Annotated in this window: 8 protein-coding genes; 2 read left to right on the forward strand and 6 right to left on the reverse strand. The window is 66.9% G+C overall.

What is annotated here, in order from left to right:
• Positions 1–37: 37 nt before the first annotated feature.
• Complete coding sequence (locus ACRWQA_RS18500) at positions 38–952, reverse strand: PHP domain-containing protein (RefSeq protein ID WP_263582438.1); 915 nt, start codon at positions 950–952, stop codon at positions 38–40.
• 115 nt (positions 953–1,067) lie between these two features.
• On the opposite strand from ACRWQA_RS18500, the gene ACRWQA_RS18505 reads away from it, so the two are divergent.
• On the forward strand, positions 1,068–1,367 hold the full coding sequence (locus ACRWQA_RS18505; RefSeq protein WP_209476081.1) for a YciI family protein: 300 nt from the start codon (positions 1,068–1,070) through the stop codon (positions 1,365–1,367).
• Between the two features lie 160 nt (positions 1,368–1,527).
• Positions 1,528–3,543 carry a bifunctional tRNA (5-methylaminomethyl-2-thiouridine)(34)-methyltransferase MnmC2/FAD-dependent 5-carboxymethylaminomethyl-2-thiouridine(34) oxidoreductase MnmC1 gene (gene mnmC / locus ACRWQA_RS18510; RefSeq protein ID WP_434227902.1) on the forward strand — a complete coding sequence of 672 codons (2,016 nt, stop codon included), beginning with the start codon at positions 1,528–1,530 and terminating at the stop codon, positions 3,541–3,543.
• 15 nt (positions 3,544–3,558) lie between these two features.
• Here the strand turns inward: mnmC and ACRWQA_RS18515 are convergent, their stop codons facing one another.
• The 5 genes from ACRWQA_RS18515 to smc form a co-directional block, all read right to left on the reverse strand.
• Entirely contained in the window at positions 3,559–6,252 is a 2,694-nt protein-coding gene (locus tag ACRWQA_RS18515) for a putative bifunctional diguanylate cyclase/phosphodiesterase (protein ID WP_446326212.1), read from the reverse strand.
• A 127-nt stretch (positions 6,253–6,379) separates the two neighbouring features.
• On the reverse strand, positions 6,380–6,652 hold the full coding sequence (locus ACRWQA_RS18520; protein ID WP_263582435.1) for a YheU family protein: 273 nt from the start codon (positions 6,650–6,652) through the stop codon (positions 6,380–6,382).
• Positions 6,649–8,712, reverse strand: coding sequence for an NAD-dependent DNA ligase LigA (gene ligA, locus ACRWQA_RS18525; protein WP_434227899.1), 2,064 nt, complete (start codon positions 8,710–8,712; stop codon positions 6,649–6,651). Before ligA ends, ACRWQA_RS18520 begins: the two co-directional genes overlap by 4 nt.
• A gap of 103 nt (positions 8,713–8,815) precedes the next feature.
• Positions 8,816–10,540: a cell division protein ZipA gene (zipA, locus tag ACRWQA_RS18530; RefSeq protein WP_434227897.1), complete on the reverse strand. Its 1,725-nt coding sequence runs from the start codon at positions 10,538–10,540 to the stop codon at positions 8,816–8,818.
• Between the two features lie 226 nt (positions 10,541–10,766).
• The gene (gene smc / locus ACRWQA_RS18535) at positions 10,767–14,261 is read right to left on the reverse strand and encodes a chromosome segregation protein SMC (RefSeq protein WP_434227896.1); all 3,495 of its coding nucleotides are present in this window, start codon (positions 14,259–14,261) and stop codon (positions 10,767–10,769) included.
• Position 14,262 lies beyond the last annotated feature (1 nt).

Consider the following 14,262-nt stretch of genomic DNA (forward strand, 5'->3'; position numbering starts at 1 on the left):
GGGTCATTTTCCTGACGTTTCGAATTCTCGCTGCCCACTATAGCGCGCTCGTGGCGGCCGCGACGAAGCCGGCCAGCCGCGGATGGGTCCAGACCGGAGCAACAGCGGTGCGGGGGGGCGGGCTCATGCTGCCCGGGGCCAGGTGGCCGCCGGGAAAATGGAAGTCGCTGCCGAGCGAGCCGTAAAGCTCGCGCTCGGTCAGTTGGCGGGCCAGATCGCGTGTGACATCGGCGTTCTGGAAGCCGCTGACTAGCTCGACGGCCTGGCCGCCGGCCGCGGCGAAGTCGTCCAGCAGTTGTCCCCGCTTGCGCCGGGTCAGCCCATAGCGCAGCGGATGCGCCAGCACAGCCACGCCGCCCGCTTCGACCACCCAACCCACCACCTCGGCCAGCTCCGGCCAGTGCGCCTTGACGTCGCCCGCCTTGCCGCTGCCGAGGTGCTTGCGAAACGCCGTGGCCATGTCGGGTACCAGCCCCGCCGCCACCAGCGCTCGGGCGAAATCCGGACGGCCCAGCGGGCGATAGGGCCCGGCCTGCTCGCGAGCCTTGGCCAGGGCGTCGTCGAGCCCGATCTTTTCCATGCGCTCGGCGATGACCACGGAGCGCGCCTTGCGCGCCCGGGCCTGGGCCTCGAGGCCTTCGTCGAGCGCACCGCGCGCGCCCTGCGGCAACAGCCCCACCACATGGATGCCGATGCCCTGCCAGCGGGTCGAGAGCTCCGCCGCCGGCAGCAGGCGCACGCCCAGGCGCTTAGCCGCCTCGCTGGCCTCGGCCACGCCGGCCACGGTGTCGTGATCGGTCAGCGCCATCAGCGTCACGCCGCGCTCGGCACACAGCGCAACGACCTCGGCGGGTGCCATGGCGCCGTCCGAAGCGGTGGAGTGCATGTGCAGGTCGACCCCAAGGGGGGTGGTATCGCCGGTAAAATGCTCGGGCAGGGAGGGCTGTGGCATGACGCAGGCAGGCAACTTTGTCAAAATGGTGGCCCAATGGTGCGCGCCCGACGGCGGTCGGTCAACGCACGGTTGGAGTCCGCGGTAACACCGCGCTTGCTCGAGGAACGCTGCGATGTTGTACGCAATCATCAGTGAAGACGTGAAGAACAGCCTGGAACGCCGCCTGGCCGCCCGCCCCGATCACCTGGCCCGCCTGGAGAAACTGCGTGACGAAGGCCGCCTGGTGCTGGCCGGCCCGCATCCCGCGGTGGATGCCGAGAACCCCGGCGATGCCGGCTTCAGCGGCAGCCTGGTGGTCGCCGAGTTCGACAGCCTCGACACCGCCCAGGCTTGGGCCGACGCCGATCCCTACATGATCGCCGGCGTCTACGCCAAGGCGACCGTGAAGCCGTTCAAGAAAGTATTGCCCTAGGATCCCCTCCCGGCGCGGCCGATTATCCACAGGGGTTTTGCTCACAGCTTCTGTGGATAACACTGTTGAAACGCCGCGGATGGCTTGCTCGATGCGCCATGCCACGCTGCCGTGGAGCCATCGATCAGTTTTTGAGCAGCCTTGGTCTTGGAGCCACACCTTGCCCCTGCCCCACCCCACCCTTCCGCCGCTGGCCGGGCTCGAGTCCGCTCGCCTCGACTGGCAGTGCGACGACACCGGCGAGAGTGCCCCGCGCTCGACGCGCTTCGACGACGTCTATTTCTCGCGCCACGACGGCCGGGCCGAAACCGAACATGTCTTTGTGCAAGGCAACGCGCTGCCCCGGCGCTTCGCCGCCTGGACGGCCAGGCGCCCCTTCGTGATCGGCGAGACCGGCTTCGGCACCGGGCTCAATATGCTCTGCGCCTGGGCCTGTTTCGATGCACACGCTCCGGCCGAGGCGCGGCTGCACCTGGTTTCCACCGAGCGTTATCCTCTGCGCCGGGAAGATCTCGCCCGGGCGCTTGCCGCCTGGCCGGACCTGGCCCCGCGTGCCGAGCGGCTGCTGTGTCAATGGCCCCCACCGGTGGCCGGGGTGCATCGGCTGTGGCTCGACGACCGGGTCACGCTGGACCTGCACTTCGGCGATGCCGCCGAGCGCCTGGCGCTGCTCGAAGGCCAGGTGGACGCCTGGTTCCTCGACGGCTTCGCCCCGGCCAAGAACCCGGAGATGTGGCGCGCCGAGCTGTTCGTTGCCATGGCGGCCCGCTCGCGGCCGGGAGCGACTTTCGCCACCTTTACCTGTGCCGGTGTGGTCAAGCGAGGGCTGGCTGAGGCCGGCTTCGCCTGGCGCAAGGTGCCGGGCTTCGGGCGCAAGCGCGAAATGCTCGCCGGCGAGATCGCCTCGCCACCGGCCGACACACGCCGAGAGCAGACGCCCTGGTTCAGCCCGCCGCCGGCACGGCCGCCGCGCCACGTGGCGGTGATCGGGGCCGGCATCGCCGGCGCCAGTACCGCAGCCGCCCTGGCCCGGCGCGGCGTTGCAGTGACGCTGATCGACCGCTTCGACCGGGCAGAGCTGGGCACCACCCACCTGCAGGGGGCGCTCTACGTCAAGCTGGCGGTCGAGACCAACTTGCAGAGCCGCGCTTACCTGTCCGGCCTGCTCTACAGCCGACGTTGGTTGGAGCAGCTCGACCCCGGGCAGTCGCTGTGGCGGCCCAGCGGCGTGCTGCAACTGGCCCTGAACGAGAAGGAACGAACGCGCCAGGCCCGCTTCCTGACCAATCATCCCTTGCCGGAGAGCGTGGTGCGTGGGCTCGATGCCGACGCGGCCAGCGACGCTGCCGGCATTCTTATCGACGCCACGGCACTCGACTATCCCGAAGCCGCCTGGATCAGGCCGCTGGAGCTGTGCGTGCGTCTCGCCAGGACACCGGGCGTCGACTTTCGCCGTGGCGAAGTGACGGCACTGCATGGTTCCGACTCGGGCTGGACGCTGACCCTGGCCAATGGTGAGCGTATCGACGCCGACCAGGTGGTGGTCGCCGCCGCCAGCGAGGCGGCCGGATTCGACCAAACCTCGGCGCTGCCCCTGCAGCCGGTGCGCGGCCAGGTCAGCCAGCTGACACTGCCCGAAGAGGCTCCCGCGCTGGGCCGCGTGATTTGCGCCGGCGGCTATGTACCACCAGCGGCGGATGGGATGCTCAATTTCGGCGCCACCTTCGGCCCCGGCGACACCGACATGGCCGAGCGCGAGGCCGACCACGCCGCTAACCTCGCGGAGCTCGAGCGCGGCCTGCCCCATTTCGTGGCGGCGCTACGCCAGGCCGGCGCCGACTTGTCGCCCCAGCGGCTCACCGCTCGCGTGGGTGTGCGCGCGGCGAGCCCGGACAAGTCGCCCTATTGCGGCCCGGTGCCCGACGTCGAGGCCTGGCGCGAGGACTATGCCGTGCTGGCCAAGGACGCCACCCGGGTGCCAGCCATCGCCGGACGCCACCATACCGGCCTTTGGATCAGTGCCGCCCATGGCTCCCGCGGCATGGCCAGCGCGCCGCTGTGCGCCGAACTGATCGCCTCGCGCATCTGCGACGAACCGCTGCCGCTTGAGTGGCCGCTGGTAGATCACCTGCATCCGGGCCGACGTATCGTTCGCGACCTGGTTCAGGGCAAGTAGCTATCCTCCTCGGCGCTACCTTTCGACGAGAAGCTGCTGGCGGTGGTTGACGAAGCGTGGCCCCGGCCGGCCCAGGTGGTAGCCCTGGCCGAAGTCGATGCCCAGCCCCTTCACGACTTCGAGCACCTCCTCGTCCTCGATGAACTCGGCGATGGTGCTGACCCCGAGGCTCTGGGCCAGAGTGACGATGCTCTTGACGAAGGCCATGTACTTCTCGTCGTTGAGCATGTTGCGGATGAACTCGCCCTCGATCTTGATTACGTCGATGGGAAATTGCTTGAGGTAGCGGAACGAGGAGTAACCCGAGCCAAAGTCGTCGATGGCGAAATTGAAACCTTCGAGCTTGAGGTCGAGGACGAACTTCTCCAGCAGCTTGAGGTTGCTCACCGTCTCGCGCTCGGTCAGCTCGAAGACGATGCGCTCCGGCAGGATGTCGTAGTCGATCGCCAGCTGGTGAATATGGCCGATGAACTCACCGATGATCAGCGACTTGGGCGAAAGGTTGATGAACAGCATGCCCTCGTAGCCCTGCGCGCGGATCTGCGCGAAGGCCTTCTCGATCAGCAGGTAGTCCATCTTGTGAATCACGCCGATGCTCTCGGCGATATCGATGAATTCGCCGGCCGGCACCAGGTGGTCGTCTAGCTGAATGCGCATCAGCAACTCGTGGATGTTGACCTTGCCGGTGCGCACATCGGCGATGGGCTGGAAGTAGGGCACTATGCGCTGCTCCTCCAGCGCGCTGAGCACCATCTGGTTCTTTTCGCCGACTTCACGGAAGACTTCCGCCACCTCCTCCTGCGCCGGCACGGCCACGCAGTTCTTCCCCTTGCGCTTGGCCTTGTACATCATGTTGTCGGCCATCAGGAAGAGATCGTGAGGGTTGGTGGCATGGTTGGGATAGCTGGCGATGCCGATCGAGGTCGTCGCCCGTACCGTGCTGCCGTCGGGCGCGGTGAGCACCTGGCTGGAGAGGTTGCTGGCGATGCGCTGCGCCACCGAATAGGCCTGCTGCTCCTCGGTCTCGGGCAGGATCACGGTAAACTCGTCGCCGCCGTAACGGGCCAGGAAATCGCCGGGACGTACCGAGTGGCTCAAGGTGTCGGCCACGGCGTTGAGGAACTGATCACCGAAGGCGTGGCCGTGGCGGTCGTTGACCGTCTTGAAGTTGTCCAGGTCGAGCATCAGCAGGCTGAAATGGTCCTGGTGGCGTGCCGCCCGACCTACCTCGTAGGTCAGCATGTCCTTGAAGATACGCTGGTTGTGCAGGTTGGTCAGGGGGTCGCGAGTGGCGTAGAACTCGAGATCCTGAGTGTACTTGTAGATCGCCTTGACCGAGCCCACCAGATTGAGCAGCGTCGAGAGAATGCCGTCGATGACGATATGACGGATGGGATCCTGAGCCAGGTCGGACTGTACGCCGATGCCGACGATGCCACCTATCTTGGGCGCCTCGAGCAGCAGCGACTTGGTTTGCAGGCGGATGTCCTCCGGCGAGAGGTCGGCTACCGCCTCGTCGGCACCGGCGTTCATCACCGTATGGTGATGCACCTTGAGTACGCTTCCCCCCGGCTGCCCCTCTGGCTTGTTCTCCAGCAGTTGGGTCAGCAGCGCCTCGAAGGTGGCGCGGGTTTCGGGCGCAACCTCGCGGTACCAGAACACCTCCAGTTCGTAGCCCTCATCCTCCACCTGGAAAATCGTCACCAGGGTATGCGCCTGAATGATGGTATTGATGTCGGCCAGCAATTCCTTGATGAATTCGCGCCAGTCACGCACCACTTCCGAGGTGATGATGAACTTGCTCAGCAGGCGAATCTCGAACTCGAGGATATCCTTGTCCACCGCCACGTTCCTGAGCCGGTCGACCAACGCATTGACCTGCTGCAGAGCTTCGTTGAGTTCATGGAAGCGCACCTTGGCATCGCTGAAGTCGAGCTTGCGAAAGTCCTCGACGGAATTGACCGCCTCCAGGCGCTCGCGGAACTGCTTGAGGGTTGCCTGAATCCGTCCGGCGAAGAGTTTCGACATGCCCAGCGCCAATAGCAGGATCACCATGGCGGCGACGATGAACAAGGCCAGGTAGTTGTACCGCATCTCGCGACTGATCGGTGCCAGGTCGTGCTGGATGTCGATCACGCCGAGCACATCGCCGGTGGCCGCATTCTGGTGACAGGCCAGGCACTCGGAGCGTGCCACCAGGGGCATGATGCGCCGTACCGTGCCATCCTCGAGCCACACCCGTTCGTTGCCCGACTCCAGGGCGGCACGGATGACGATGTCCATGGGCGGCTGGTCGATCTGCCCGAAGCGCTCCGTAACCCTGTCTCCGCGATAGAACGCGAAGCGGTAGCCGGAGCTTTCATGGGCGTGCTGCGTCTCCTCGATGAAGGTTTCCATCTGCTCGCGGGTCCAGCCCTGGCGCATCACCTGCAGCATGGCATTGAAGCTCTGCCGGGCGAGGGTCTCGGAGGTCTGCTCGGCCTGGCGCGCGAGGATGTTTTCGTAGAGCAACGAGGACACCACGGAGACGCCCAGGAAGACGGTCAGAGAAGCGGAAATGATCGCTACCAGCACGAAACCTTGCAGGGATTGCAGGCAAGCGAGAAAAGCGCGGGCGTAGGTCAGCATCACGATACTCGGTAGGCACGACGTGAGGCGCCAGCCCATCCCTAGAGGAGCCGCCGTCAGCGGAAGAATCAGAAAGCTCATTCTTGCCGCATGAGGTTTCCCAGCCTCTGACCTGGATCAATTTCCCGTTACATTCCTCTGCTGCCTCGTTGGACATTGGTAGTGCAGCGCAGCATTACGCCGGAGATTCGCTGAACCCGGTACCTGCCTAGCCCTCCTCCTCGTCGTCGGCCAGGTCACGGCCGAAGGCGCGCCACTGGGCCAGCGTCATCACCTCGGTGGTCTCGGTCTGCAGATCGTGGGCGATGAGCAACTCGCCGCGCTCGAGCTGCTGCTTGAGCTGGCCGACCCAGCCGCGCATGCCCTCGCCGGTGTCGGTGGTGTCGTAGCCCTGGCGGGTGACGAAGGTCTCGAGCAGGGCGTCGAGCGTTTCCGCCGGCAGCATGCGGTAGGGCACCTCGATAAAGCGGCCGTCGTTCATTGCCCCTCCTCACTGTTCGCTTCACTGCCTTCACCGCTTTCCCAGGCTTCGAGGCGCTTCAAGAAGCCCTCTTCGTCGAGCACCTCGACGCCGAGCTCCTGGGCCTTGGCCAGCTTGCTGCCGGCCGACTCGCCGGCCACCACCGCGGCGGTCTTCTTGGATACGCTGCCGGCCACCTTGGCGCCCAGCGCCTGCAGGCGCTCCTTGCCTTCGTCGCGGGTCATGCTCGACAGCGTGCCGGTGAGCACCCAGGTCTGGCCGACCAGCGGCTGGGGGCGCTCGCCTACCGTCTCCTCGGCCCAGGTCACACCCTGCTCGCGCAGCGCCTCGATGGTCTCGCGGTTGTGCTCCTGGCGGAAGAAGGTATGCACGTGGGCAGCCACCACCGGGCCGACGTCCTCCACCGCCTCGAGTTCGGCCAGCTCGGCGGCCATCAGCGCATCCAGGGTGCCGAAGTGGCGCGCCAGGTTGGCCGCCGTGGCCTCACCCACCTCGCGGATACCCAGCGCAAAGATGAAACGCGGCAATGTCGTCTGCTTGGCCTTCTCCAGCGCCGCTACCAGCTTCTCGGAGGACTTCTGCGCCATGCGCGGCAGCGATGCGAGCCGTTCGGCATCGAGTCGGAACAGGTCGGCGGGGGTCTTGACCCAGTCGAGCTCGACCAGTTGGTCGATGAGCTTCTCGCCCAGGCCATCGATATCCATCGCCCGGCGCGAGGCGAAGTACCTGAGTGCCTCCTTGCGCTGGGCAGGGCAGTACAAGCCGCCGGAACAGCGCGCCACCACCTCTCCCTCGAGACGCTCGACCTCGGAGTCGCACACCGGGCAGCGGCTGGGGAAGACGATCTCGCAAGCGTCGGCAGGACGCTGTTCTTCCAGCACCCGCACCACCTGGGGAATGACGTCGCCGGCTCGGCGAATCGTCACGGTGTCGCCGATCATCACGCCGAGGCGCGCGATCTCGTCGGCGTTGTGCAGGCTGGCGTTGGAGACGGTGACCCCGGCCACCGATACCGGCTCGAGCCGCGCCACCGGTGTGATCGCCCCGGTGCGGCCGACCTGGAACTCGACGTCATTGAGCCGCGTGGTCTCCTCCTGCGCGGGAAACTTGAAGGCGATGGCCCAACGTGGCGCCCGGGCGACGAAGCCCAGCTCGCGCTGAAGGCGCAGGTCGTCGACCTTGATCACCACGCCGTCGATGTCGTAGCCGAGGCTGTCGCGCCGCTCGCCCAGCCCGCGGCAGTAGTCGATGATTCCCTGGCTGCCCGTGACCACCTGGAGCTGGGCGCTGGCTCGAAAGCCGAACGTCTTGAGGTGCGCCATCAGCTCGCTGTGGCTGGCATCACCCGGGTCCGGCTCGATGCGTGCCACCTGGTAGGCGCTGAACTCCAGCGGCCGCGTGGCGGTGATGCTGGGGTCGAGCTGGCGCAGGCTGCCCGCCGCGGCGTTGCGCGGGTTGGCAAAGACCTTGCCCCCCGACTCGCGGGCGCGGTCATTGAGCCGCTCGAAACCCTCGTGGCTCATGATCACCTCGCCGCGCACCTCGAGCAGCTCGGGCACGTCGCCGCGCAGCTTGAGGGGGATCGAACGCAGCGTGCGCAGGTTGGAGGTTATGCCCTCGCCGGTACGGCCGTCGCCACGGGTCGCGCCACTGATCAATATCCCCCGCTCGTAGACCAGTGACACCGCGGCGCCATCGAGCTTGGGCTCGCAGCAGAAGCGGATGGTCTCGCCATCGGTTTCCAGCCGCTCGGCCACGCGCTTGACGAAGGCTTCGACCTCTCCCTCGTTCAGGGCGTTGTCGAGCGACAGCATGGGCACTGCGTGCTCGACCTCGGGGAAGCCGGCATCCGGTGGCGCCCCGACCCGCTGGGTCGGTGAATCGGGCGTCACCAGCTCGGGATTGGCCTGCTCCAGCTCCTGCAGGCGGCGCAGCTTGCGATCGTACTCGGCATCGGTGAGCTGCGGCTCGTCGAGCACGTAGTAGCGGTAGTTGGCGTCGTCGAGCTCGGCACGCAGCTTGGCGACTTCATCCAGAGTTTTCTGTTCGGGCTGGCTCATGCGTCTGTGTGTCTCGAAGAGGATTCTCTACCGCCCTGAACACGACAACCCCGTGATCGCTCACGGGGTTGTCGGCGGGTGCGGCATGGCACTCGATCAGGCGTCAGTTCACCTGGTAGCGATTGAGGCGATTGCGGCGCTCGAACTCCTGCACGCGCTGGCGGGCGAACCCCACGGTCTGCGCAGTCATCACGCTGTGGTTTTCGTCCTTCAGCTCGCCACCCAGGTTGCGCACGATGACCATGGCGGTCTCGACCATCGCCTCGAAGGCGGCGGCGGTGTCCATCGCCCCGGGCAGCGGCATCAACAGGGTGATACCCGGCGTACGGAACTCGTCCATCGCCTCGATCGGGAAGGTACCCGGCTTGAGCACGTTGACCATCGAGAACTGCAACTCGCTGTCGGGGTCCTCGGTCTCGAAGCGGTGGAAGATGCCCATGTCGCTGCTGTAGCGTAAGCCGCAGGCCAGCATCAGGTTGAGCAGCGCCTCACCGGAGAAACCCGCTTCTTCACGCGACAGCACGCTGATGACGATGATCTCGTCGGCCTGACTCAGGGTGTCGCGGGCTCGCTCGGCGTTGACGTTGTGACGCAGCGCCCGGGCCAGTGTCGGATGGGCGCGGACCACGTCGTCATCGTCGCTGACCTGCTCGGCCGGCTCGGCGTAGTCGGACGCTGCCGGCTCGGCGTACTCGGACGCTGCCGGCTCGGCATACGCCGGGACCGCGGCCTCTGTCGCCCGTGGGCGCGGCGGTGCGAACAAGGGATCGTCGTCATCCGCTTGGTCGATGGCCTCGGCTTCCAGACGACGGCGCTCGGCCTCCCGGACGGCCTGAGCCTCGGCGGCCTCCTGGCGACGCTGGGCATCGAGCGCGGCCTTCTCGGCCCGCACCTGCTCGCGGCGTATCTTCTCTTCGCGCTTCTGTTCACGGCGCTTGGCCATGCGCTGCTGAATGGAAAGCCCGAACCGCTGAACCGACTCGCCCATGCGGCGTGAGCCGCTCTTGATCGAATCGCCCATGCCTTCGAGATCGACCAACCGATAGCGCTCGTCCTCGTCGTGGTGAGGGTCGTGGTCGTCGGGGTCGGCGGCCAACCGCGCGGCTTCGGCAACCGGCTCCTCATCGTCGAGGGCAGAAAGGGTCGGCTCGTGACGCTCATCGTGCTCGTCCCGCGCCAGTGAAGGTGGTGCGGGACGTTCGGTGGTGGCCTTGGCGGTTTCGGTCTCGACCCGTGATTCGCTGGAAGCACTGGCCGGCTCCGCCTCCTGCCGTTCGGCCATGGGCCGCTCGGTCGTGGGAGGTTCGGCAGGCGATCCTTCGGCGCCCCTGTGGGCAACGACTTCCCGCTCGAGAGCAACTTCCGGCTCGACGCGTGCGGCATGATCCGGCCCGGCGGGGCGAGCGGCAATGCTCGCTTCACCCTTGGCGGGCTCGGTCGCGGCCGCTGCTCCCGACATGGCTGAAGCCACCGGGCGGGTCGCCGCGGCGGCATCGGGATCGGAACCCGGCACTGGCCTGGTGTCGGTACTGCCGCCTTTCAGGCCAGCCAATACGCGCGAAGGCCCGGGATGTTCCTGGCGTTCGAGCTTGGGCTTCGTTTGCACCTGGGTATAGCTGGCGGGCCTGACGACACGGGCGCCGCCGTTGGGCAACTCCCAGTTGTCTCCACCGTCGGCCGCTGCCTCGCCATTGCCTTGGTTGTTATTGTCCCCTGCCTGGTCCAGGCGGGGCACTCGGCGCTGACGTTTAAGGCGTCGCACACCGTCGATCACGATGAGCGTCACCAGGGCCAGCCCCAGAATGATCAGCCATTCTCTAAGTTCCATGGGTCGTCTTGCCTATCACTAGGGCGCCATGCCGGATGGATGTTCGTCAACAGCATAGCGCGATTGCCAGAAAAAGGGCCACTTTTTTTGTTTGTCAAGCCCCGGCATTATCGCCCGAGAGTCAAATCAACCCTGCGCCTTTCCCTGTCAATTCGCTTTTCTAATCTGCGGTATGACCGTGATGTGTCTTCTGATATCGCGTTTGCCGCTGGCTTGCAAGCCCTTTTCAAGCCTCGGCCAGCGCAGCCGCCTCTTCTACACCAACGGCTACCAGTCGCGAGACGCCGGGTTCTTGCATGGTCACACCCATGAGTCTTTCGGCGGCCTCCATAGCGATCTTGTTATGGGTGATATAGATGAACTGAACCGACTCGGACATGTCTTTCACCAGTTTGGCATAGCGCCCGACATTGGCATCATCGAGCGGTGCATCGACTTCGTCGAGCATGCAGAAAGGCGCCGGATTGAGTTGGAAGATGGCGAAGACGAGCGACAGAGCCGTCAATGCCTTTTCTCCACCCGAGAGAAGATGAATGGTGCTGTTCTTCTTTCCGGGAGGGCGCGCCATGATGGCCACCCCAGTGTCGAGCAAATCCTCGCCGGTCAGCGTCAACCATGCGGTTCCACCGCCGAAGACTCTAGGAAAAAGTGACTGCAGGCCCTGGTTGACTCGTTCAAAGGTGTCGCGAAAACGGGTACGGGTCTCCTGGTCGATGCGACGTATCGCCCGCTCCAGCGTCTCCAGCGCTTCATTGAGTTCCGACTGCTGGGCCTCGAGATAGTTGCGTCGCTCGGCCTGTTGGTCGTACTCCTCGATGGCCGCCAGGTTGATCGCGCCCAGCCGCCGGACGCGCTCGCCGACCTCCTCCAGGCGGGTCTGCCAGGCCGATTCGGTGGCGTTGGGGTCAAGGCCCGCTTCCAGCGCCGCGGCCTCGTGGCCCAGTTCGGCAAGCTGCTCGTCCTGGGTCTCGGCCTTCAGCGCCAGCGCCTGCACCTGCATGCGCGCTTCCTGCAGTCGCTCGCGTATACCTTCCAGGTTGCGCTCGTGATTCTGCCGCGCCAGCTCGTCCTCGCGCAGCCGTTCCACCAGCTCGGCGGCACGCGCCTTGGTTTCGTTGAGCGCGCGCTCGTCGCCCTCGCGCCGATGCAGCAGCTCGTCGAGCTTCTCGCGCTGCTCTTCGTCGGGCTCGCGCAGCTGCTCCAAGGTCTCGGTCAGTTCCTCGCAGCGTGCCAGCAGACGCTCGCGGACATCTCCGCTGCGCCCCTGCTGCTCGGCCAGGCCGTCGCGCTCGGTGGAGAGCCGCTGGCGTTCCAGCGCCAACTGCTGAACCCGCTCGTTCAGCGGGCGCTGCCGGGCGCGCAGCGACGCCAGGCGTTCACGGGCTTCGCTGCGCGACCGCTCCAGGCGTTCGCGCTGCTCGGCGCCCTCCTCCAGGCGCGCCATGGCCAGTTGCCACTGCTCGCGCGCCTCCTCGATGGTCAGCCGCGTCTCCTCGCGGGCCTCGTCCAGCCCCGCCAGTTCCTCGGCCAGCTCTCCGGCACGCCCCTGTAAATGTTCCAGGCGGCTGGCCAGGCCGCTGTCCTGCACGGCGAGCTGTTGCTGTTCGCCAGCCAGGCGACGCTCCTCCTGGCGGATGGCGTCGAGATCGCGCTCGGCTTGCCCGGCGCGTTCGCGTTCGGCTTCGATGGCCTGGTCGCGCGCCGCCAGGCGGGTCTCGATCTCGTCGAGCTCGGCTGCGGCCTCCTCGAAGCGGCGCCGGCTGACCAGCAGCGCATCGGGCCCGGCACCCTGGCCACGATGACGTATCCAGTCGCGACCCAGCCACAGGCCCTGTGGAGTGATCAGGCTCTCGCCCGCGGCCAGGCAGTCACGCTCGGCCCAAGCCTGCTCGTCGCTCTCCACACAGCGGATCGGCGCCAGCCAGCTCGCGGCGGCACCGGCACCGCGCACCCGGGCGGCCAGGCTAGCCGGTGAGAATTCGACCGTGGTTTCAGGCGACAGCGCGCCAAGCTCGGCGGGCGGTTCGGCACTCGCCAGGCGGAAGGTATCGGGAGCGGCCAGGCGCGCCTTGAGCCAGGGCGCCAGCACCCAGGAGACGCTGGCTTCCCAGCCGGGCTCGACCTGGAGCGCTTCGCCCAGCCGCGGCAGCTCGCCCAGCTCGTGGCTCGCCAAGTGCTCGGTCAGGGCCTCGTCAGGGTCGGTCAGGGCCGCCTGGATCAGGGCGTCAAGGGAAGCCAACTCGCCCTGCAGGCTGCTGCGACGGCTACGCTCCTCCTCACGCTCGCGCTCCAGCGCGGCGGCGGCCTCGCGGGCTTCCTCGCGAGTGGCCTGGAGCTGCTCGCGGCGGGCTTCGACGCTCTCCTGCTCGAGGGCGAACTCGGCCAGACGCTCCTTGAGTTCGTCGCGCCTGGCGGTCAGCTCGGCCAGGTCCGGCAGCTCCTGCTGCTGCTGGCGGCGGCGCTGGGTATCGGCCTCGAGCCGCGTCAGGCGGCTTTCGAGCTCGCGCAGGCGGTCCTGGCTGCGCTCCGCGTCGCGACTGGCCTCGCGCCAGCCTTCGCTGAAGGTTTCGAAGGCCTGCTCGGCCTCCTCGACGCCGGGCTCCGCCTCTTCCAGCATCGCCTCGAGCTCGGCGAGCTGCTCGGCGAGCTCTTCCTGTTCCGGCACCAGGGTCTCGAGCCGTTCGTCGAGCCCCACCAGACGCTCACGGTCGTGTTCGCCCAGGCGGTCGAGCTCGACCAGCTCGCGCTGGGCGCTCTCCAGGTCGCGGGCCAGTTGGCCCTCGCGGCTGCGCGCGTGCTCCAGGCTCTGCTCGAGCCGGGCGATGGCGCCGGTGGTCTCGAAGAAGCGCGCCTGGCGCGCCTCCAGGGTCTCGGCCAGCTTGTCATGGTCGGCTCGGGCCTCCTCCAGGCGGGTCTCGCACTGGCGCAGGCCGAGGATCTCGCGCTCGATGCCGGTCTCCAGCTCGCGTACGCGGTGCTCTTCCTCGCGCTGGCGGGCGCGCAGGGCACGGCCGCGCAGCAGGGCCAGCTCGCCCTTGAGCCGGTGCTCCTCGTCTTTCAGGGTCTGGTAGCGCCGCGCGGCCTCGGCCTGGCGGCGGAGACGTTCGAGCTGCTTGTCGAGCTCCTCGCGGATGTCCTCGAGGCGCTCGAGGTTCTCACGGGTGCGGCGCATGCGGGTCTCGGTCTCGCGACGACGCTCCTTGTACTTGGAGATGCCGGCGGCTTCCTCGAGGGTGGCGCGCAGCTCCTCCGGGCGCGCCTCGATCAACCGCGAGATCATGCCCTGGCCGATGATGGCGTAGGAGCGCGGCCCGAGGCCGGTCCCCAGGAAAAGGTCGGCGATGTCGCGGCGGCGGCACTTCTGGCCATTGAAGAAGTAATTGGACTGGCCGTCGCGACTGACCTGACGCTTGACCGCGATCTCGGCGTACTGGGCGTAGATGCCCCCCATGGTGCCGTCGCTGTTGTCGAAGCGCAGTTCGATGGCGGCCTGCCCCACCGGCTTGCGACCCGTGGAGCCGTTGAAGATGACGTCGGTCATCGACTCGCCACGCAGGGTCTTGGCCGAGGATTCGCCCATGACCCAGCGTACGGCGTCGATGATGTTCGACTTGCCGCAGCCGTTGGGGCCGACGATAGCGGTCATGTTGCCGTCGAAGGGCACCGTGACCGGGTCGACGAAGGATTTGAAACCGCTGAGGCGGATCGAGGTGAGTCGCATC

The sequence above is a fragment of the Billgrantia sp. C5P2 genome (genome assembly GCF_051062895.2).

Bases quoted from the DNA above. Each gene is read 5' to 3' on its own strand.
- ACRWQA_RS18500 (WP_263582438.1), bottom strand. From the start codon at position 952: ATGCCACAGCCCTCCCTGCCCGAGCATTTTACCGGCGATACCACCCCC.
- ACRWQA_RS18505 (WP_209476081.1), top strand. From the start codon at position 1,068: ATGTTGTACGCAATCATCAGTGAAGACGTGAAGAACAGCCTGGAACGC.
- ACRWQA_RS18515 (WP_446326212.1), bottom strand. From the start codon at position 6,252: ATGAGCTTTCTGATTCTTCCGCTGACGGCGGCTCCTCTAGGGATGGGC.
- ACRWQA_RS18520 (WP_263582435.1), bottom strand. From the start codon at position 6,652: ATGAACGACGGCCGCTTTATCGAGGTGCCCTACCGCATGCTGCCGGCG.
- ligA (WP_434227899.1), bottom strand. From the start codon at position 8,712: ATGAGCCAGCCCGAACAGAAAACTCTGGATGAAGTCGCCAAGCTGCGT.
- zipA (WP_434227897.1), bottom strand. From the start codon at position 10,540: ATGGAACTTAGAGAATGGCTGATCATTCTGGGGCTGGCCCTGGTGACG.
- smc (WP_434227896.1), bottom strand. From the start codon at position 14,261: ATGCGACTCACCTCGATCCGCCTCAGCGGTTTCAAATCCTTCGTCGAC.